Source organism: Kitasatospora sp. NEAU-CNBT7 (genome assembly GCF_057220535.1).
The window spans coordinates 39,837-59,381 of sequence record NZ_JBXQQB010000014.1 but is presented as its reverse complement, the minus strand read 5'-3'; the positions used below and the strand labels follow the sequence as shown (position 1 = coordinate 59,381).

The 19,545-nt window shown below is 72.7% G+C and carries 16 protein-coding genes, 2 tRNA genes and 1 riboswitch; of the genes, 6 read left to right on the top strand and 12 right to left on the bottom strand.

Going from position 1 to position 19,545, the window contains the following annotated elements; translation table 11 throughout:
• Positions 1-68 precede the first annotated feature (68 nt).
• Positions 69-947 carry a hypothetical protein gene (locus tag AC2TEW_RS19615; protein ID WP_484624647.1) on the top strand — a complete coding sequence of 293 codons (879 nt, stop codon included), beginning with the start codon at positions 69-71 and terminating at the stop codon, positions 945-947.
• A gap of 76 nt (positions 948-1,023) precedes the next feature.
• On the opposite strand, the gene clpX is transcribed toward AC2TEW_RS19615, so the two are convergent.
• The 5 genes from clpX to AC2TEW_RS19590 form a co-directional block, all read right to left on the bottom strand.
• On the bottom strand, positions 1,024-2,313 hold the full coding sequence (gene clpX, locus AC2TEW_RS19610; protein ID WP_033821851.1) for an ATP-dependent Clp protease ATP-binding subunit ClpX: 1,290 nt from the start codon (positions 2,311-2,313) through the stop codon (positions 1,024-1,026).
• 312 nt (positions 2,314-2,625) lie between these two features.
• Positions 2,626-3,285 (bottom strand): ATP-dependent Clp protease proteolytic subunit, encoded by a 660-nt coding sequence (locus tag AC2TEW_RS19605; protein WP_033821850.1) that lies wholly within the window; start codon positions 3,283-3,285, stop codon positions 2,626-2,628.
• A 56-nt stretch (positions 3,286-3,341) separates the two neighbouring features.
• A complete protein-coding gene (locus AC2TEW_RS19600; protein ID WP_484624734.1) occupies positions 3,342-3,959 on the bottom strand; it encodes an ATP-dependent Clp protease proteolytic subunit in 618 nt (205 codons plus the stop codon).
• Positions 3,960-4,206: 247 nt separating this feature from the next.
• Positions 4,207-5,604, bottom strand: a complete 1,398-nt coding sequence (gene tig, locus AC2TEW_RS19595) for a trigger factor (RefSeq protein ID WP_484624646.1) — start codon at positions 5,602-5,604, stop codon at positions 4,207-4,209.
• 327 nt (positions 5,605-5,931) lie between these two features.
• Positions 5,932-6,005, bottom strand: a tRNA-Pro gene (locus AC2TEW_RS19590).
• A 178-nt stretch (positions 6,006-6,183) separates the two neighbouring features.
• On the opposite strand from AC2TEW_RS19590, the gene AC2TEW_RS19585 reads away from it, so the two are divergent.
• A tRNA-Gly gene (locus tag AC2TEW_RS19585) sits at positions 6,184-6,257 on the top strand.
• A 63-nt stretch (positions 6,258-6,320) separates the two neighbouring features.
• Here the strand turns inward: AC2TEW_RS19585 and AC2TEW_RS19580 are convergent.
• Together AC2TEW_RS19580 and AC2TEW_RS19575 are read right to left on the bottom strand one after the other, a co-directional pair.
• Positions 6,321-6,974 carry a hypothetical protein gene (locus AC2TEW_RS19580; RefSeq protein ID WP_484624645.1) on the bottom strand — a complete coding sequence of 218 codons (654 nt, stop codon included), beginning with the start codon at positions 6,972-6,974 and terminating at the stop codon, positions 6,321-6,323.
• A 286-nt stretch (positions 6,975-7,260) separates the two neighbouring features.
• Complete coding sequence (locus AC2TEW_RS19575) at positions 7,261-8,205, bottom strand: M23 family metallopeptidase (RefSeq protein WP_484624644.1); 945 nt, start codon at positions 8,203-8,205, stop codon at positions 7,261-7,263.
• 4 nt (positions 8,206-8,209) lie between these two features.
• Positions 8,210-8,373, bottom strand: a riboswitch (cyclic di-AMP (ydaO/yuaA leader).
• A gap of 492 nt (positions 8,374-8,865) precedes the next feature.
• Here AC2TEW_RS19575 and AC2TEW_RS19570 point away from each other — a divergent pair.
• Positions 8,866-9,642, top strand: coding sequence for a DUF6348 family protein (locus AC2TEW_RS19570; protein WP_484624643.1), 777 nt, complete (start codon positions 8,866-8,868; stop codon positions 9,640-9,642).
• Positions 9,643-9,731: 89 nt separating this feature from the next.
• On the opposite strand, the gene AC2TEW_RS19565 is transcribed toward AC2TEW_RS19570, so the two are convergent.
• Positions 9,732-9,926 (bottom strand): hypothetical protein, encoded by a 195-nt coding sequence (locus AC2TEW_RS19565; RefSeq protein ID WP_350640734.1) that lies wholly within the window; start codon positions 9,924-9,926, stop codon positions 9,732-9,734.
• A gap of 451 nt (positions 9,927-10,377) precedes the next feature.
• Positions 10,378-11,520 carry a PP2C family protein-serine/threonine phosphatase gene (locus AC2TEW_RS19560; protein WP_484624733.1) on the bottom strand — a complete coding sequence of 381 codons (1,143 nt, stop codon included), beginning with the start codon at positions 11,518-11,520 and terminating at the stop codon, positions 10,378-10,380.
• 340 nt (positions 11,521-11,860) lie between these two features.
• Here AC2TEW_RS19560 and AC2TEW_RS19555 point away from each other — a divergent pair, with 340 nt between their 5' ends.
• Entirely contained in the window at positions 11,861-13,111 is a 1,251-nt protein-coding gene (locus AC2TEW_RS19555) for a GNAT family N-acetyltransferase (protein WP_484624642.1), read from the top strand.
• A gap of 48 nt (positions 13,112-13,159) precedes the next feature.
• On the opposite strand, the gene AC2TEW_RS19550 is transcribed toward AC2TEW_RS19555, so the two are convergent.
• Both AC2TEW_RS19550 and AC2TEW_RS19545 read right to left on the bottom strand, forming a co-directional pair.
• Positions 13,160-13,645 (bottom strand): ribose-5-phosphate isomerase, encoded by a 486-nt coding sequence (locus tag AC2TEW_RS19550; RefSeq protein ID WP_371497041.1) that lies wholly within the window; start codon positions 13,643-13,645, stop codon positions 13,160-13,162.
• A gap of 85 nt (positions 13,646-13,730) precedes the next feature.
• Positions 13,731-14,330, bottom strand: a complete 600-nt coding sequence (locus AC2TEW_RS19545) for a biotin transporter BioY (RefSeq protein ID WP_484624641.1) — start codon at positions 14,328-14,330, stop codon at positions 13,731-13,733.
• A 287-nt stretch (positions 14,331-14,617) separates the two neighbouring features.
• On the opposite strand from AC2TEW_RS19545, the gene AC2TEW_RS19540 reads away from it, so the two are divergent.
• On the top strand, positions 14,618-16,048 hold the full coding sequence (locus AC2TEW_RS19540) for an amino acid permease (RefSeq protein ID WP_484624640.1): 1,431 nt from the start codon (positions 14,618-14,620) through the stop codon (positions 16,046-16,048).
• A gap of 112 nt (positions 16,049-16,160) precedes the next feature.
• On the opposite strand, the gene AC2TEW_RS19535 is transcribed toward AC2TEW_RS19540, so the two are convergent.
• The gene (locus AC2TEW_RS19535) at positions 16,161-16,796 is read right to left on the bottom strand and encodes a mycothiol-dependent nitroreductase Rv2466c family protein (RefSeq protein ID WP_484624639.1); all 636 of its coding nucleotides are present in this window, start codon (positions 16,794-16,796) and stop codon (positions 16,161-16,163) included.
• A 168-nt stretch (positions 16,797-16,964) separates the two neighbouring features.
• Here AC2TEW_RS19535 and pepN point away from each other — a divergent pair, with 168 nt between their 5' ends.
• Complete coding sequence (pepN, locus tag AC2TEW_RS19530) at positions 16,965-19,529, top strand: aminopeptidase N (RefSeq protein WP_484624638.1); 2,565 nt, start codon at positions 16,965-16,967, stop codon at positions 19,527-19,529.
• The last annotated feature ends 16 nt before the right edge of the window (positions 19,530-19,545 follow it).

Sequence of the window (19,545 nt, the reverse complement as noted above, 5' to 3'; positions counted from 1 at the left end):
ATCGGGAGCACGCCCAGCGCACGCCGCAACGAGGCCGCTCCCCGGAGCGGCGGGGGAGATCGACGCCGATGTACGGCCAGGGTCAGCAGTATCCGCCGGGTCAGCCGCAGCAGCCTGCGCCGCCGTACGGCCAGCCGCCGCAGTACGGCGCCCCGCAGCCCGGTGTCCCGCAGCCCGGCTACGGGCAGCCGCAGTACGGCGCCCCCGCGCAGCAGCCGCCCGGCTACGGATACCCGCAGGCCCCGCAGCCGCAGTACGGCGCCCCGCAGGGCGGCTACCCGCAGGCGCCGCAGCAGTACGGCGGCGGCTACCCGCCGCCCGCGCCGAACAAGAGCAACACCGGCCTGGTGGTCGGCCTGGTGATCGGCGCGCTGGTGCTGGTCGGCGGCGGCCTGGTGGCCGCCACCCAGTTCGGCAAGGACGACTCCGGCAGCGGCGGCAAGGGCGGCGGCGCCTCGTCGGTGGCCGGCAAGTACAAGCTGACCGCCCCGGCCACGCTGCCCGGCGGCTACACCAAGAAGTCCGCGCAGGACGCCCCGACCGGCAACAACCCGGCGACCAAGCTCGAGGGCGCGATGTCGGCCGTCTACCAGAAGGGCCTCGGCGACCTGGTCAGCGTCGCCGGCAGCTGGGGCACCGTCGACGACCCGGGCGCGACCCTCGCCGCCAACGCCGCCGCCATGAAGATGACCTGGAAGACGCCGCTGGCCGAGGTCCCCGCCAACGACGCCAAGGACCCGGGCGGCAAGATGCAGTGCGGCGTCGCCACCAGCTCCGCCGCCGCCAGCGCCATCGAGACCCCGATCTGCATCTGGGCCGACCACTCCGCGATGGGCACGGTGGTCTTCAGCGGCATCTCGGTGACCGGCAGCGGTACCGGCATGTCGGCGGCCCAGGCGGCCGAGAAGTCCCGGCCGATCCGCGACGCGGTGCTGGTCGCGAAGTAGCGGAGCGGCACCACCCGCAGGTACGACAGCGGCCCCGCACCGTCCGGTGCGGGGCCGCGTCACGTGGCGGGGGCGGTCAGGCGCTCTTCTCGCGCCGCTCGCGCTTGATCATGTCGCGCGGGACCAGGGTCGGGATGGCGTGCTTGGAGACCACGTCCCCGGTGACGACCACCCGGGCGACGTCCTGACGCGAGGGCACCTCGTACATCACCGACATCAGCACCTCCTCCATGATGGCCCGCAGACCGCGTGCGCCGGTGCCCCGCAGGATCGCCTGGTCGGCGATGGCCTCCAGCGCGTCCCGGGTGAACTCCAGCTCCACGCCGTCGAGTTCGAAGAGCTTGCGGTACTGCTTGACCAGCGCGTTCTTCGGCTCGGTGAGGATCTGCAGCAGCGCCTCGCGGTCCAGGTTGTGCACGCTGGTGATCACCGGGAGGCGGCCGATGAACTCGGGGATCATGCCGAACTTGACCAGGTCCTCCGGCATCACCTGACGGAAGTGGTCGCTGGCGTCCTGCTCGCGCTTGGAGCGGATGTTGGCACCGAAACCGATGCCCTTGGCACCCGCCCGGCCCTCGATGATCCGCTCCAGGCCCGCGAACGCACCGCCCACGATGAACAGCACGTTGGTGGTGTCGATCTGGATGAACTCCTGGTGCGGGTGCTTGCGGCCGCCCTGCGGCGGCACCGAGGCGGTGGTGCCCTCCAGGATCTTCAGCAGCGCCTGCTGGACGCCCTCGCCCGAGACGTCGCGGGTGATCGACGGGTTCTCGCTCTTGCGGGCGACCTTGTCGATCTCGTCGATGTAGATGATCCCGGTCTCGGCCTTCTTGACGTCGTAGTCGGCCGCCTGGATCAGCTTGAGCAGGATGTTCTCGACGTCCTCGCCGACGTAGCCGGCCTCGGTCAGCGCCGTGGCGTCCGCGATGGCGAACGGCACGTTCAGCATCCGGGCCAGGGTCTGCGCCAGCAGCGTCTTGCCCGAACCGGTCGGGCCGAGCAGCAGGATGTTCGACTTGGCCAGCTCGATCGCGTCCTCGCGGCCGTTGCCGCCGGAACGGCCGTTCTCACCGGCCTGGACGCGCTTGTAGTGGTTGTAGACCGCGACCGACAGTGCCTTCTTCGCCGCTTCCTGGCCGACCACGTACTGGTCCAGGAACTCGTAGATCTCGCGGGGCTTCGGCAGCTCCTCGAAGCGCACCTCGGAGCTCTCGGCGAGCTCCTCCTCGATGATCTCGTTGCACAGGTCGATGCACTCGTCGCAGATGTACACACCTGGCCCGGCGATCAGCTTCTTCACCTGCTTCTGCGATTTGCCGCAGAACGAGCACTTGAGCAGGTCGCCGCCGTCTCCGATGCGTGCCACGAGGTGCTTCCCCTTCGCCAGGGGCCCCGCGGGGGTTCCGGGGCCTGGTGCTGTGGACCGGCTGCGCCGAACGGCGGCCGGTCTCGCTATCCGACGGTACTCTGCCGAGCCGGGAATTCCGGTGTCTTCGGCAGCTCTGCCCTACGCCCTGGGCGAATTGATACCGAACAGATGCCGTCCTGCGGGCATGGACCCGCACTCCAATTGTGCCGGGTCCGCGCCCCGACCGGAACGGCTCGGGGCGGGGCGCAAGGTCACATCCCGCACGGAGGATGCGCCCGCGACCCGCCCCGGAGCCGCCGGGTGCGACCGTCAGTCGGTCAGCGAGGTCTTGCGGGTCGAGATGATCTGGTCGATCAGCCCGTACTCCAGCGCCTCCTCGGCGGTCAGGATCTTGTCCCGCTCGATGTCGTCGCGGACCTGCTCGACCGCCTTGTTGGAGTGCTTGGCCAGCATCTCCTCCAGCTGCTCGCGCATCCGGAAGATCTCCTTGGCCTGGATCTCCAGGTCCGAGACCTGGCCGCGGCCGGTCTCGGTGTACGGCTGGTGGATCAGGATCCGGGCGTTCGGCAGCGCCATCCGCTTGCCGGGGGTGCCGGCCGCCAGCAGCACGGCCGCGGCCGAGGCCGCCTGGCCCATGCAGACCGTGGTGATGTCCGGCTTCACGTACTGCATGGTGTCGTAGATGGCCGTCAGGGCCGTGAACGAGCCGCCGGGCGAGTTGATGTACATCTGGATCTCGCGGTCCGGGTCCATCGACTCCAGGCACAGCAGCTGGGCCATGATGTCGTTGGCCGAGACGTCGTCCACCTGGGAGCCGAGGAAGATGATGCGCTCCTCGAACAGCTTGGCGTACGGGTCGTACTCGCGGATGCCCTGCGAGGTGCGCTCGACGAAGCGCGGGACGATGTAACGGCCCTCGGCGCGGGCGCCGTAGTACTCACCGCGCGGCATGTTGGGGGTGGTGTTCATGGGTTGGTCCGTCCTCCGACGAAGCGTGCGGTCTGGGGGTCTCTTACGGGCGGCGCTCAGGCGCCCGTGCCGCCGCCGCCGGGAACGTCCGCGGCGCTGTGCATGATCTGGTCGATGAGGCCGTACTCCTTGGCCTCCTCCGGGGTGAACCAGCGGTCCCGGTCGGAGTCCGCGGTCACCCGGTCGAAGGTCTGGCCGCTGTGGTGCGCGATCAGCTCCGACATCCGCTTCTTGGTGCGCAGCAGCTGCTCGGCCTGGATCTTGATGTCGGTGGCGGAGCCGCCGAGGCCGGCCGAGGGCTGGTGCATCAGGATGTTGGCGTTGGGCAGCGAGAAGCGCTTGCCCGGGGTGCCGGCCGTCAGCAGGAACTGGCCCATCGAGGCCGCCATGCCCATCGCGATCGTGACCACGTCGTTCTTGATGTACTGCATGGTGTCGTAGATCGCCATGCCGGCCGTGATCGAGCCGCCCGGGGAGTTGATGTAGAGGTAGATGTCCTTGTCGGGGTCGGCCGCCAGCAGCAGGAGCTGGGCCGTGATCTTGTTGGCGATGTCGTCGTCGACCTGCTGGCCGAGGAAGATGATCCGCTCGTTGAGCAGCCGGTTGTAGACCTGGTCGCCCAGGCCGCCGAGCACGTCACCAGCGGCGGCGTGCGGCGCCATCAGGCCAGGCATCTGCATCTGCGGGAACGTCACTTAGCCACCTGCTCAGTCGATCTGCTTGTGTGTCGCTGTCTATGGACCCTAACGCCCGGGCGGGGCCGCAGAATCCCCCACGCAGAACTGTTCGCTGTGAGCGCAGGGTCCGGTGGTGCGAACGCACAGCGAACGCCCGTGGGCCCGGACACCTCACGGCGTCCGGGCCCACGGGTCCGGTCTGTCACTGCTCGGGCCGCGGACTGCTGCCGCGGCCGGCCGGGGATCAGGCCTCGGTCGACTCCGCGGCCTCGTCGGCGGCGGCCTCGGTGCCGGCCTCGGCCGACTCCTCGGTCTCCTCGTCGTCCTCGAAGGTGACGATCTCGCCGTTGGTGTCCTTGACCTCGGCACCCTCGACCACCAGGGCCAGCGCCTTGCCGCGGGCGACCTCGCCGACCAGCAGCGGAACCTGGCCGCCCTGGACGACCTGCTGCGCGAACTGGTCCGGGGTGAGGCCGGAGCCGGCGGCGCGGCGGATCAGGTGCTCGGTGAGCTCCTCCTGGTTGACGCCGAGCTCCTCCTTGCCCACGATCTCGTCCAGCACGAACTGGGTCTTGATGCCCTTCTTGGCCTGCTCCTCGGTCTCCGCCAGGAAGGCCTCGAGGGTCTTGTCCTGGGTGGCCAGGTAGGCCTCCAGGGTCAGGCCCATCGGCTCCAGCTGGTGGTGCTCGAGGTTGTGGCGGCGGGTCTCGATCTCGTCCTTGAGGAGCTTCTCCGGGTACTCCATCTCGACCAGGCCGAGCAGCTCGTCCAGGACCTTCTCCTGCGCCTGGGTGGCCTGGTCGAACTCCTTCATGCGCTCCAGGCGCTTGCGGGAGTCGGCACGCAGCTCCTCCAGGGTGTCGAACTCGCTCGCCAGCTGGGCGAACTCGTCGTCCAGCTCGGGGAGCTCCTTCTCCTGGACGGCGGTCACGGTGACGGTGACCTCCGAGTCCTTGCCGGCCTGGGTGCCACCCTTGAGGGTGGTGGTGAAGGTCTTGGACTCACCGGCGGACAGGCCGATGACGGCCTCGTCGATGCCGTCCAGCAGGCGGCCGGAGCCGAGCTCGTAGCTCACGCCGGTCGCGGTGCCGTCCTCCGGCACCTCGCCGTCGACCTTGGCCTCGAGGTCCACGACCACGACGTCCTCGGCCGCGGCGGCGCGCTCGACGTCCTTGACCGAGGAGAAGCGCTCGCGCAGCTGCTCCAGCGACTTGTCGATGTCCTCGTCGGTGACGACGACCGGGTCGACGACCACGCTGATCGAGGAGTAGTCCGGCAGGGCGATCTCCGGGCGGACGTCGACCTCGGCGGTGAACTTGAGGTCACCACCGTCGACGAGCTTCTCGACACCCTCGATGTCCGTGATGTCGGGCTGACCGAGGACCTCGATCTTGCCCTCGTCGACGGCCTGCGTGTAGAAGCGCGGCAGCGCGTCGTTCACGGCCTCCTCGAGCACCGCGGCACGGCCGAAGCGCTGGTCGATCACCTTGTTCGGGATCTTGCCCTTACGGAAGCCCGGCACGGTGACCTGCTGGTTGATCTTCTTGTACGCCGCGTCGAGGCTGGGCTTGAGCTCCTCGAAGGGCACCTCGACGGTGAGTCGAACCCGAGTGGGGTTCAGAGTCTCGACGGCGCTCTTCACGGTTGGGTCTCCTAGGGGGCTTGCGGTCGGGTTGTCTCCGCCCGGCCCGGTACGGCCGGGGCGGCCGAGCGAGCGGGCGAGACGGGCGATGGGCGGTTGGAGCTGCATCTCCCGTGGTGGGCCGGACGGTGAGCGTGACTCCTCGCCCTCGGGCGGTTGACCTGCGAGCATGCCACAGGGACTACCGCCAGCAGCCCATCCTACCGGTACGGCGAAAGACGGACGAAAGACGGAGTCCCGGGTGCCCTCGCAGGCCCGCCGCGGGGCCGCCACCGCGCTCGACGACAACAGGGCCCCGTCCGGTGGACGAGACCCTGCCGCACACTGTCGGGGTGACCGGATTCGAACCGACGGCCTTCCGCTCCCAAAGCGGACGCGCTACCAAGCTGCGCCACACCCCGTGGTGCCGAGAGGAAGCGTACACGGCGGCCTCCCCCCGTCCGGCGCATTATCAACCCCCGCCGGAGCGGAAGCGACGTGCACTCCACCGCCCCGACCAGGTACGCTGGGCCCGACCTCGCGGCCGCACCGTCGGCCGGGCGGTCGTGTACAGTCCGACGTGCCGTCAACTGCACGCACGCGGGTGTAGCTCAATGGTAGAGCCCCAGTCTTCCAAACTGGTCACGCGGGTGCGGTTCTCGCCACCCGCCCCAACGTTTCGTCCCCGGGCCGGAAACCAACTCGCCGGCCCGGGGCCGAAGTCGTGTGAGGGCGCGTCAGCTCTCCGGGCCCACCGGGTGCCCGTCATCGTCGAGGTGCGTCCGCCGCCAGATCTCGTTCCAGCTCCACGGGGCGGCCGGCACGATCCGGTGCTCCCGCGCGCACGGGCACGGCGCCGGCGCCCACCCGCACCGGCCGCACAGCTCGACGCGGCCGCATCCGGTCGGCTGCGCCACCGGCGCCCCCTCGTCCCCGCAGGCCGGGCAGCCGGGCAGGTCGGCCCCGTCCAGCAGCGCGTTCCGCCGCCGGACGTAGTCGGGCAGCCGCAGTGGCGGGTGGCGGTTCGGATCGTCGTACCAGGCACGGGGCGAGCCGTCCTCCCTCACCCGGCCCCGCAGCCACCACGGCCGGGGCTCCGGTGAGGCCCGCCGCCCGGCCCGCTTCTGCGCCCGGCGCCGCGCCTCGAACTCCTCGGCCCGGATGCGCCACAGCTCGCGCGCCTCGTGCAGTTCCTCCACCGCCCGCACCAGCGCGGCCGGATCGTCCTCCAGCCGCCGCGGGATCCGGGCACTGAGGGTGAGGTGGTGGTACGTCGCCCGCAGCCCGTAGGGGGCGAACCGGGTGAGGCAGGTGCGCAGCGCGCTGTGCCGCCGGTGAACGGGGAGCCGGGCGTCGTGCACGTGCGTCCGGTGGGTCAGGAAGCTGGTCATGCGGTGCACCCGGGGTCCACCGGACCGGTCGCGGGTGGGGCCGGCCCCCGTACCGGCGCGGGGCCGTCGGGTGGTCGGGGGCCCGGTAGGGGTGGCAGTGGTGTCATCGGGCGATCATGCCGGGCCGGGCGGCCGGACCGCGAGGGGATTCCGGCGGTGGCGCGCTCCCGCGGAGGGCCGGGCCGGGCCAGGCGGTGGCGGACATGCCGCGGGCCCGGCCCCGGACGTGGTGTCCCGGGCCGGGCCTGCGGCAGGTACCGGCTGTGGTCGGTCGCTCCTGGGAGGATCAGACCTTGACGCCGTGGGCGGCGAGGTACGCCACCGGGTCGATGTCCGAGCCGTAGGCCGGGCCGGTGCGCACCTCGAAGTGCAGGTGCGGGCCGGTCACGTTGCCGGTGGCGCCGGAGAGGCCGATCTGCTGGCCGGCGGTGACGGTCTGGCCGACCGAGACGCCGATCGAGGACAGGTGGGCGTACTCCGAGTACTTGCCGTCGGCGTGCTTGATGACGACCTCGTTGCCGTAGGCGCCGCCGTTGCCGGCGGAGACCACGGTGCCGGCCGTGATGGCCTTCACGGAGGTGCCGGTGCCCACGACGAAGTCGACGCCGGTGTGGTAGCCGGACGACCAGTTGGAGCCGGCCTGGTGGTACGGGGTGCCGAGCGGGCCGTTGACCGGGGCGACATAACCCGAGGTCGCCGGGGTGGCGGCGGCCGGGGTCTCGGCGGTCTTCGGGGCGGCGGTCTTCGGCGCGGCCGGCTTGGCGGTCTCGGCCTTGGGCGCCGCGGCCTTCGGGGCGGCGGCCTGCGGGGCCGGGGCGACCGGGGCGCGGTGCTCGGAGCGCGAGGCCTTGGCCGGGGCCTCGGCCTGGTGGCCGCCCACGGTCAGCTTCTGGCCCGGGTAGATGAGGTTCGGGTTGTCGCCGACGACCTGGCGGTTGTCCTGGTACAGCTTCTGCCAGCCGCCGTCGACATGCTGGGCGTCGGCGATCTTGGACAGGGTGTCGCCGTGGACCACCTGGTAGCTGTGGTCGGCGGCCGGAGCGGCCTCGGCGGCGGCGGGCGCGGCCTGGTCGGCGGCCGACGCGGAGACGGTGCCGTGGGCGTCAGCAGCGGTGTGCGCCTGGGCGGCGGTGGCCGGGAGCGCGACGGCAGCGGTGACGACACCGGTGGCGACGGCGATGCGGGTCAGTCGGGACAGACGGGGACGACGGTGCTTGCCCTTGGCGGACATTGAGCGGTTCCTTCTCCGACGCCTGCGAGGTGAGCTGTCGGGTTCGGACGGGAGATCGCCCGGCCGCGAGAAGACGCGGCTTCACCCCAAGCCGTCCCGGAACACCGGAAACGGCACTTACCTTGGGTCCCCCGCTCCTGCCGTGCACGGATGAGGTGCGGTCGGCCCCGGGCAGCGGCAGGACTCGGCGTTCCGCCCGGTGGCCCCACCCGGCGTTTGCCGGGCAGGTCACGAAGCAAAGCCCATGAGGCGTATACGTAGCAAGTGATGGCCCGTAAGAAAATCAAGGCCGGATAAGATCAACCGGGCCGAAGGTCACGCTCCGCTGCGGCCCTGCGGCCCACCGCAGCCGAAGCGCTCACGACGGGCTGATTCGCGGGCGACGCAGCGTTGCCGTCGGGACGTTCTGCGCCCGCCCGGTCACCCGAGGTCACCGCACCTGCGGGTTCCTGGTGACTCCGGTCACCCCCGCACCGGCCCCCGCGGTGGCCGCACCCGGCTCCGGGCGCCCGCGCGGGCCCCTGCCGCCGCGTTCCGGCCCCCACCGGAGGGTCCGGACCCGGCCGGCCCGGCCCTCGGCGCGGTTTCCCGCGCGCGGGCGAGGGCCGATAGCCTCACACGCGTTCGATTCCGCCCCACCATTCGAGCAAGGAGCCGGCCGTGCGCCCGCAGCACCGACTGGACGTCATCCAGCGCAGTGTGATCCGCGAAATGGCGCGTCTCGGACGGCACTTCACCGTCGACGGCGAGGTGCTGCGCGGGCCCGGCACCACCGCGCTGGCGGTCCGCGAGCACCCGGGCGACGGCGGCTCCGGCCATGTCGACCTCGGCTACGTGCTGCAGCTGGGCCGGGCGGACGGGCCGGTGGTCTGGGACTGCGCGGCCGGTCTCGGGCGGACCGAGGAGGAGCAACTCGACAACGCGGTACGGATGTGGGCCACCACCACCGCCAGCGCCGTGGTCGAACTGCTGGACCGGCGGGGCGAGCACGGCGACCATTACCGCTCGCCGGAGCTGCCCGGCTGGCACGCGGTGCAGGGCCCGGCGGCCGTGTTCGGGTTCGGCTCGCGGCAGTTGGCCGACTGGCTGGCGGACCACCAGCCGCTGCCGGCGCTGGCCGAGGCGCTCCGTCCGGAGCTGACCGGGCCGCAGGTGAACGGCGTGAAGCTGTTCCTCGGCGGCCGGGCCGGGGAGGACGTCGCCGAGGTCCGGGTCAACGGGGTCGTCTCCGACCGCGCCTCGGCCGTGCTGCGCTCACTGGACTGGCCGCGTGGCGAACGCCTCTGCTGGGCCCGGCTGTTCGTGCTGCTGGTGGCCGAGGCCCCCGAGCCGCCGGCCGTCGCCGCCCGCCCCGCGTCCGCCGCCGTGACGGCCGCGCCGGGCCGCCGGACGGGGCTGCTCGGCCGCTGGCGGCGCGCCAAGCCGCAGCGCGGGTAGGACCGGTCCGGGCCCGGCGGGGGCCGGGCCGGGGCAGGACGAAGCGCCGGGCGGCCCTGGCCGACCGGCTCGACCGCCGGGGCGGAGGATCAGCCCGCGACGGAGGAGATCGTCGAGGCCAGCTGGGTGAGGAAGTCCTGGATCGGCTTGGCGGCCGTGGACTGGCTCACCATGAACCCGAACAGCGCCGCGATGATCGCGTGGCTGGTCTTCAGCTGCTTGTTGCGGATGAAGATGACGACGATGATGCCGAACAGCACCAGCGCGGAGACGGAGAAGGCCACCCGGACTCACTTCCTCATTTCATGGCGGGGATTCGGGACGGGACCGGACGGCCCCTGGCGGACAGGCCGTCCCGCCGCGACCGGAGTGCCGCGGAGCAGCCGGAGCCCCCCGATGACAGCTGCGTGGCGCACGATCCGCCCCCCATCCCCCGAGTCTCGACCAGCCCACCCGGACTCAGTGTGGTCGCTCGTGCGGACTCCGTAAAGGACTTGCCGGAAGCCGGGGACGAAGATCCCGGGATGTGGGACGAATTTCCGCCGTCCGAGACGATAGCGGAGCCCTTCTGACGGGCCGTCGGCAGGGCCCGGGCAACCGGCCCGGGACGGCGGAATCCGGCGGTCGGCCTGCGAGGAGATCCACTGCGCCCGCCCGGTGCCGGAATGGCCGAAGATCACCACTGCGTGTTGACACCACCGGCCGCCGCGCTCGCCGGCGCCGGACGGCCCCGGTTCAGCGCCGCCAGAGCAGCAGCACGGCCCGGTCGTCGTTGACGTCCTTGGCGACCGTCTCGATCAGCCGGCCGGCCGCGCCGCGGCTGCCGACGCCGAACTGGCCGCCGGCCACCAGCCGGTCGGCCTCCCCCATCAGCCGGTCCATGCCCTCGGTGAGGTCCCGGCCGGGCACCTCGACCATGCCGTCGGTGCACAGCAGCAGCACGTCGCCGTGGCCGAGCCGCCCCCGCACGCCGTCGAACTTGGCGCCGTCGTAGACCCCGAGCAGCGGGCCCTCGGCCTCCTGCACCTCCCAGCGGCCGGCCCCGGCCAGCCGCTGCATCCCGGGCAGGTGCCCGGCCGAGAGCAGCTCGTACTCACCGGTGTCCAGGTCGAGCACCAGGTGGACGGCGGTGGCGAAGCCCTCGTCCCAGTCCTGCCGGAGCAGGTAGCCGTTGGCCGCGGGCAGGAACTCGTGGGCCGGCAGCGAGCCGAGCAGCCCGCCGAACGCGCCGGACAGCAGCAGCGCCCGGGAACCGGCGTCCATGCCCTTGCCGGAGACGTCCGCCAGCACCGCCTCCAGCACCCGGCGGCCCGGACCGGTGCGGGCGGCGACCACGAAGTCCCCGGAGAAGGACTGGCCGCCGGCCGGGCGCAGCGCCATGTCGGCCTGCCAGCCGTCGGGCAGGGCCGGGAGGCGGCCCTGGACCCGGATCCGTTCGCGCAGGTCGAAGAGCATCGAGCCGCCGCCGCGCCACGGCACACCGACCCGGCTGCGGAACTGGGCGACCAGCAGGCCGGCCACCCCGACCGCGCCGACCACCAGCGCGGCGCCGGGGGTCACCCCGTAGACGTACTGCTCGGGGTGGCTGCTGCCGACCCGCTCACCGGTGTGGATCAGGGACTCGGTGGACAGGCCGAGCGCGGCGGCGCCGTAGAGCAGGACCAGGGTGCCGGGCCGCAGCAGCATGGCCCCGGCCAGGATCGGGAGCACCAGGGCGGTGGGCGGGACCCAGTCGGGGACGGCCACGTTGAGCAGGACCAGCAGCGGGATGGCGAGCAGGAAGGCCGTGAAGGCGAGCCAGTCGGCGCCGTCGCCGCGGAAGTAGTCGACCCCGGCCCGGCGGACCCGGCGGCGGGCCCGGTAGAGCCTGGCGCGCACCTGGGCCGCGGCGGGCTCGGCGGCCGCCGTCGCGGTCGGGCCCGTCGTGGGTGTCTGGGGCGGTGCGCCCGGCTCTCTGCCAGCCATGGGGTCCGACCTTATCCACCGCCCGGGGCCCCCGTCGACGGGGTGGGCCGGCCAGGCCCGGGTGTCCCGGTCGCGGTCCGGCGCGTTTCGGCCGCCGGCGGGGCCTGCCGGGCGGGGGCGCCCGCCGGGCGGCCGGGAGCGTGCGGCGGGGCCGGGGGCGCTGCCGGCGGGCCTACGGATTCGACCGGACATGTCGCAAAAGTCGGTCGCGTGCCGACCGCGGGCCTGATAGCTCTGACATATGACTGCCGACATGACCGCATCCGGGGCCCTGACCGTCCGTCCGCTGGTCGCCGGGGAGTGGGAGACCTGGTACCGGGGGCTGGAGATCGCCTTCGGCGGTGAGGAGGAGCCGCCGGAGGAGCGTGCGCTGTGGCGGGAACTGACCGAGGTCGACCGCTCGCTGGCGGTCTGTGACGGCACCGCGATCGTCGGCGGGGCCAGCGCGTTCACCTTCGCGATGGCGGTGCCCGGCGGCACGGTGCTGCCGGCGGCGGGGGTCACCATGGTCGGGGTGCTGCCGACGCACCGCCGGCGCGGGGCGCTGACCGCGCTGATGCGCCGCCAGCTGGACGACGTCCGGGCCCGCGGCGAGGCGCTGGCGGTGCTGACCGCGTCGGAGCCGGCCATCTACGGCCGGTTCGGCTACGGGCTGGGGAGCTGGCGGATGGCGGTGACGCTGCCGAGCGCCAAGGTCTCGGTACCGGCGCTGCCGGGGCCCGCGCTGCGCCTGCGGCTGGCCGACCCGGTGGTGGCCTCGGCCGCCTGCGAGGAGCTGTACGCCCGGCTGGTGCCGGGCCGGCCGGGCCTGCTGGAGCGCCGCCCGGGCTGGCAGCAGCTGCCGCTGCTGGACGCCCCCGCCGCGCGGGACGGCGCCTCGCCGCTGCAGTGCGTGCTCGTCGAGGAGCAGGACGGCGGGCGGCTGCTCGGGTACGCGCGCTACGCGGTGAAGGGCGAGTGGTCCGGGAACAACGCGGCCGGCACGGTCCGGGTGCGGGACGTCGAGGCGCTGACGCCGCAGGTGTACGCGGCACTCTGGTCGTACCTGCTGGACCTGGACCTGACCGAGCGGGTGGTCGCCCGCAACCGGCCGGTCGACGATCCGCTGCTGTACCTGGTCTCGGATCCGCGCCGGCTGGAGCCACAGCTGGAGGACTCGCTGTTCGTCCGGCTGGTGGAGGTCGGCGCCGCGCTCGGGCAGCGCGGGTACGCGCTGCCGGTGGACCTGGTGCTGGCGGTGACGGACGGCTTCTGCCCGTGGAACGCGGGGAGCTGGCGGCTGCGCTCGGAGGGCCCCGGCAAGGGGGCGGACTGCGCCCGGACCGACCGGCCGGCCGATCTGGCGCTGGACGTCCGGGCGTTGGGCTCGGCCTACCTCGGCGGGGTGACGCTCGCCGCGCTGGCGGCGGCCGGACGGGTGACCGAACTGCGCGAGGGGGCGCTGGCGGAGGCCTCGCGGGCGTTCGCCGGGGAGCTCGCACCCTGGCTGCCGCACGGGTTCTGACGCCCGTGCGGCAGGACGGGAGGGTGGGCGGGGTGGGGTGGTGCGGGATCAGCCCTGGGGGTGGTGGGCCGGGATCGGCGGGAGCTCGCCGGTGGTCTCGTACTCGCTCAGCATCTCGATCCGGCGGGTGTGCCGGGCCTCGCCGCTGTACGGGGTGTTGAGGAAGATCTCGACGAACTTGGTGGCCTCGTCGACGGTGTGCATCCGGCCGCCGACGCTGATCACGTTGGCGTTGTTGTGCTCCCGGCCGAGGGCGGCGGTCTGCTCGCTCCAGGCCAGCGCCGCACGGACGCCCTTGACCTTGTTGGCGGCGATCGCCTCACCGTTGCCGGAGCCGCCGATCACCACGCCCAGCGCCTCCGGGTCGGCCGCGGTCCGCTCGGCGGCCCGCAGGCAGAACGGCGGGTAGTCGTCCTCGGCGTCGTAGATGTGCGGGCCGCAGTCGACCGGCTCGTGGCCGGCCCCCTTCAGCCACTCCACAAGGTGGTTCTTGAGTTCGTATCCGGCATGGTCGGAGCCCAGGTACACGCGCATGGGTATGAGTGTGGCATGCGCGTGCGCCCGGGTCCGGCAGCGGGCCCGAGCGAGCCGGTGCGGCAGCGGTACGGCGCCGGTGCGGTCAGCCGCGGCGGCCGAGCAGCCTCCAGGTGAGCGGCAGCGCGCCGACGGCCAGGGCGGCCTTCAGGGCGTCGCCCACCAGGTAGGGGTAGAGGCCCAGTTCGGCGGCGCGGGCGAGCGGCAGGTGCAGCGCGAGGGCGAGGTAGGGGACGCCGACGGCGTAGATCGCGAGGTTCCCCAGCACCATCGCGGCGGCGGTGCGCAGCGGGCTGCGGTCGGCGCCGCGGCGGGCCAGCGCGCCGGTCAGGCCGGCCGCCAGGACGAAGCCGATGACGTAGCCGAGGCTGGGCATGGCCCAGCCGGAGCTGCCCTGGGCGAACCAGGGCAGGCCGGCCATGCCGGCCAGCAGGTAGAGGCCGAGCGAGGCGATGCCGCGGCGGGCGCCGAGGGCGGTGCCGACCAGCAGGGCGGCGAAGGTCTGGCCGGTGACCGGGACCGGGGAGCCGGGGACGTTGACCGAGAACTGCGCGGCCAGGCCGGTCAACGCGGCGCCACCGGCCACCAGGGCCAGGTCGCGGGCCTGGGCGCCGAGCCGGGTCGCGGCCTGCGGGAGCAGGTCGGCGAGGACGGTGGCGGAGGGTGCGGGGGTGGCGGTGGCCATGGGCGGGGACTTCCGTTCGAACACGGCGGGACAGGTGAACAGTTGTGAACCTATGCGCCGGGGGCGGCCGGGGAGGGCGTCGGCAACCGACAAACCGTCAGGGCCCCGCTTGTCGGATTCGGCCTGACTCCCACCCCGATCTGTCACATCTGCGCAGTCAGGCATGCACTTTCGGTCACATCACTGTCCGGATAGCGGCTGTTTTGCCGCAAATCTTGGCCGGTCCGGTCGCTGTACCGAATAGTGGGGCGAATCCTCCGCTATCCGAACAGTCTGGATCCGACCCGATGTCGACCCCCACCCGACCGCCCGCCCAGGACCGGTCCGACGTTCCCGTCGCCTCCTCCCCCACCACCACGGCCGCCCCCGCCGAGGGCCGGCTCTCGCACGGCCTCAAGCAGCGCCACCTGTCGATGATCGCGCTCGGCGGGGTGATCGGCGCCGGGCTGTTCGTCGGCTCCGGCGCCGGCATCGCCGCCGCCGGCCCGTCCATCGTGCTGGCCTTCGCCCTCTCCGGGCTGCTGGTCATGCTGGTGATGCGGATGCTGGGCGAGATGTCGGCGGCCCACCCGGCCAGCGGCTCGTTCTCGGTGCACGCCGAACGGGAGATCGGCCGGTGGGCCGGGCTCACCGTGGGCTGGCTGTTCTGGACCCTGCTGTGCGTCGGCGTCGCCGCGGAGGCGATCGGCGCGGCCGGGATCATGGCGCACTGGCTGCCGGGGGTGGCGTCCTGGGTCTGGGTGGCCATCTTCATGAGCTTCTTCTGCGCGGCCAACCTGTCCGCCGTGAAGAACTTCGGCGAGTTCGAGTTCTGGTTCGCCGCCGTGAAGGTCGCGGCCATCGCCGCCTTCCTGGTGATCGGCGTCCTGGCGATCACCGGGGTGCTGCCGGGCACGCCCTCCCCGGGCACCGCCAACCTGACCGGCGCGGGCGGCTTCTTCCCGCACGGCACCACCGGCCTGATCACCGGTCTGCTGGCCTCGGTGTTCGCCTACGGCGGCCTGGAGACGGTGACCATCGCGGCCGCCGAGTCGAAGGACCCCCGGCGCAGCGTCGCCACCGCCGTGCGCACCGCGATGTGGCGGATCGCCGTGTTCTACGTCGGCTCGATGGCCGTGGTGGTCACCCTGGTGCCGTGGAACGACCCGGCGGTCACCGGGTCCGGCCCGTACGTCGCGGTGCTGAACCGGATCGGCATCCCGCACTCCGGCGACCTGATGCGGGTGGTCGTGCTGATCGCCCTGCTGTCGGCGATGAACGCCAACATCTACGGCTCCTCCCGGATGGCCTACTCGCTGGTCAGCCGCGGCCAGGGCCCCAAGGCGCTGGCCAAGGTCTCCGGCGGGGTGCCGCGGATGGCGGTGCTGGCCTCCTCGGCCTTCGGCTTCCTCGCGGTGCTGCTCAGCTACTGGTGGCCGACCACCGTGTTCAGCTGGCTGCTCAACATGGTCGGCGCGGCCGTCCTGGTGGTCTGGGCCTTCATCGCCGTCGCCCAGCTGCGGATGCGCCGCCGGCTGGAGCGTGAGGCGCCCGAGCAGCTGACCGTGCGGATGTGGGCCTTCCCGTACCTGACCTGGCTGGCGCTCGGCGGCATCGTCGCGGTGCTGGCCCTGATGACGCTGGACAGCGGCAACCGGATCCAGCTGTGGTTCACGCTCGGGCTGACGGCCGTGCTGGCCGTGGTCGGCGCGGTCCGCAAGGCGCCGACCACCAGCTGAGCCGACGGCCCGGCCACGGCGGGACGACGGCCGGGAACGGCGGACGGGAACGGCCGAGGGGCCCGGTACGCACCACGCGTACCGGGCCCCTCCGTACTGCCGGGGAGAGCCGTCACTCGAAGGACGGGCCCGCCGTCCGGGTGCGCTTGATCTCGTAGAACCCGGGGGTGGAGGCGACCAGGACGGTGCCGTCCCAGAGCCGGGCGGCGGCCTCGCCGCGCGGGGTGGGGGTGACCACCGGGCCGAAGAAGGCGACCCGGTCGCCGTCCGGGCCGTCCACCGCGATCACCGGGGTGCCGACGTCCTCGCCGACCAGCGAGATGCCCTCCTGGTGGGAGGCGCGCAGCGCCTCGTCGTAGGCGTCGGTGTCGGCGGCGTCGGCCAGCTCGGCCGGCAGGCCGGCGGCGACCAGCGCGGCCTCGATGGTGGCGCGCTCGTTCGGCAGGCCCTGGTTGTGGAAGCGGGTGCCGAGCTCGGTGTAGAGCGGGCCGAGCACCTTGTCGCCGTGCAGCTGGGCGGCGGCGATCAGGACCCGGACCGGGCCCCAGCCCTTGGCCAGCAGGTCCTTGTACTGCTGCGGCAGCTCGTCGCGGTTCTCGTTGAGCACCGAGAGGCTCATCACGTGCCACTTGGTGTCCACCGGGCGCAGCTGCTCGACCTCGAGCATCCAGCGGGAGGTCATCCAGGCCCAGGGGCAGATCGGGTCGAACCAGAAGTCGGCGATCTTGCGGGAGTCTGCGGTCGTCACGGACGGTGCCCTTCGGTCAACGGGTGCGGGGTCGCTCTGACCTAGCGCTCAACACCGCGGATCGGCGGCTGATTCCGCCCGAGCTGTGCAATGGTACGTGGCGCCGAGCATGAAAGGATGCGCCCGGCACCCCAGCCCCACCGGGCTCATACGGACAGGAGTACCACCGTGCCGGGCAAGAACCTGAGCCGCGAGGAAGCCCAGAAGCGGGCCGGTCTGATCGAGGTGGAGAGCTACCGCGTCCACCTGGACCTGACCTCCGCACCGGATCCCGCGTCCGCGACCTTCCGCTCCACCACCACGCTGACGTTCCGTGCCGCCACCCCGGGCGCGGACAGCTTCGCCGACCTGCTGGCGCCGGGCGTGCGCTCGGTGACGCTGAACGGCCGGGCGCTGGATCCGGCGGAGGTCTTCGACGGCACCCGGGTGGCGCTGCCGGACCTGGCCGCGCACAACGTGCTGGTGGTGGACGCGGACTGCGCCTACAGCCGGACCGGTGAGGGTCTGCACCGCTTCACCGACCCGGTCGACGGCGAGACCTACCTGTACACCCACTTCGAGCCGGCCGACGCCCGCCGGGTGTTCGCCAACTTCGAGCAGCCCGACCTGAAGGCGCCGTTCTCCTTCACGGTCACCGCGCCGGCCGCCTGGGACGTATACGCCAACGCGGTCCACGAGGCGGTGCAGGAGGAGGGCGCGGCCCGGGTCTGGCGGTTCGCCCCCACCCGGCCGATCTCCACCTACCTGACCGCGGTGGTCGCCGGCCCGTACCACGTGGTGCGCGACCACTACCGCCGGGAGCTGCCCGACGGCACCGCCCTGGAGATCCCGCTGGCGGCGACCTGCCGCCGGTCGCTGGCCGAGCACTTCGACGCGGACGAGATCCTCACCGTCACCAAGCAGGGGCTGGACTTCTTCCACCAGGAGTTCGACTACCCGTACCCGTTCGGCAAGTACGACCAGTGCTTCGTCCCCGAGTACAACATCGGCGCGATGGAGAACCCGGGCTGCGTCACCTTCCGGGAGGAGTTCGTCTTCCGCTCGAAGGTCACCGAGGCCGCGTACGAGGGCCGGGCCAACGTCATCCTGCACGAGATGGCGCACATGTGGTTCGGCGACCTGGTCACCATGAAGTGGTGGGACGACCTGTGGCTGAAGGAGTCCTTCGCGGACTTCATGGGCTCGTTCGGCCTGATCGGGGCCGGCACCCGCTACCGGGCCGCCTGGATCACCTTCGCCAACCGCCGCAAGGCCTGGGCGTACCAGCAGGACCAGTACCCGACCACCCACCCGATCACGGCGGACATCCGGGACCTGGAGGACGCCAAGCTCAACTTCGACGGCATCACCTACGCCAAGGGCGCCTCGGTGCTCAAGCAGCTGGTGGCGTACGTCGGCCGGGACGCCTTCTTCGAGGGCGCCCGCCGCTACTTCCAGCGGCACGCCTACGGCAACACCGTCCTCGGCGACCTGCTGGGCGCCCTGGAGGAGACCAGCGGCCGCGACCTGAAGTCCTGGTCGGCCTCCTGGCTGGAGACCTCGGGCGTCAACTCGCTGACCCCGCAGGTGACCTGCGACGCCGAGGGCCGGATCACCGAGCTGGCGGTGCTGCAGGACGGCGAAACCCTGCGCCCGCACCGGGTGGCGATCGGCCTGTACGACCTGGACGGGTCCGGCGCGCTGGTGCGCACCGGCCGGGTGGAGGCCGACATCGCCGGGGCCCGGACGGTGGTGGAGGTCCCGGCGGGCCGGCCGCGGCCGGCGCTGGTGCTGGTCAACGACGAGGACCTGACGTACTGCAAGGTGCGGTTCGACGAGGTGTCACTGGCCACCCTGCGGTCGGGCCTCGGCGCGATGGCCGATCCCCTGGCCCGGGCGCTGGCGTGGTCAGCGGCCTGGAACCTGACCCGGGACGCGCTGATGCCCGCCCGCGACTACCTCGACCTGGTGCTGCGCTTCGCCGGGCAGGAGTCCGACATCGGGGTGCTGCAGTCGCTGCACCAGCAGGCCAGGGCGGCGCTCGACTACTACGCCGACCCCGCCTGGCGGGACGAGGGCGGCCGGCTGCTGGCCGAGTGCGCGCTGCGCGAGCTGCGGGCCGCCGAGCCGGGCAGCGACCACCAGTTGGCCTGGGCCCGCTTCCTGGCCACGGTCGCCGAGGGCGCGGAGCACCTGCAGCTGCTGACCGGGCTGCTGGACGGCACCGCCCGGATCGACGGCCTGGCCATCGACCAGGAGCTGCGCTGGGAGTTCTGGCTCGCGCTGGCCGCGGCCGGGTCGGCCACCGCCGGGGAGATCGAGGGCGAGCTGCGGCGGGACAACACCGCCAGCGGCAAGCAGCGGGCGGTCAAGTGCCTGGCGGCGCTGCCCACCCCGGGGGCGAAGGCGGCCGCCTGGGCAGCGGTGGTGGACTCCGACGAGCTGCCCAACGCGCTGGTGGAGGCGCAGATCGCGGGCTTCGCGCAGCCCGGTCAGCGGGAGCTGACGGCCGGCTACACCGACGCCTACTTCGAGCTGCTGGAGCAGGTCTGGGCGCAGCGCAGCATCGAGATCGCGATGCGGATCGTCGGCGGCTTCTTCCCCCGGCTGCAGACCGAGCGCCCGACGCTGGAGGCCACCGACGCCTGGCTGGACGCGCATCCGCAGGCGGCGCCCGCACTGCGCCGGCTGGTGCTGGAGTGCCGGGACAACCTGGCGCGGGCGCTGCGGGCGCAGGACCGCGACCGGGGCTGACGGGGCCGTGACGGCG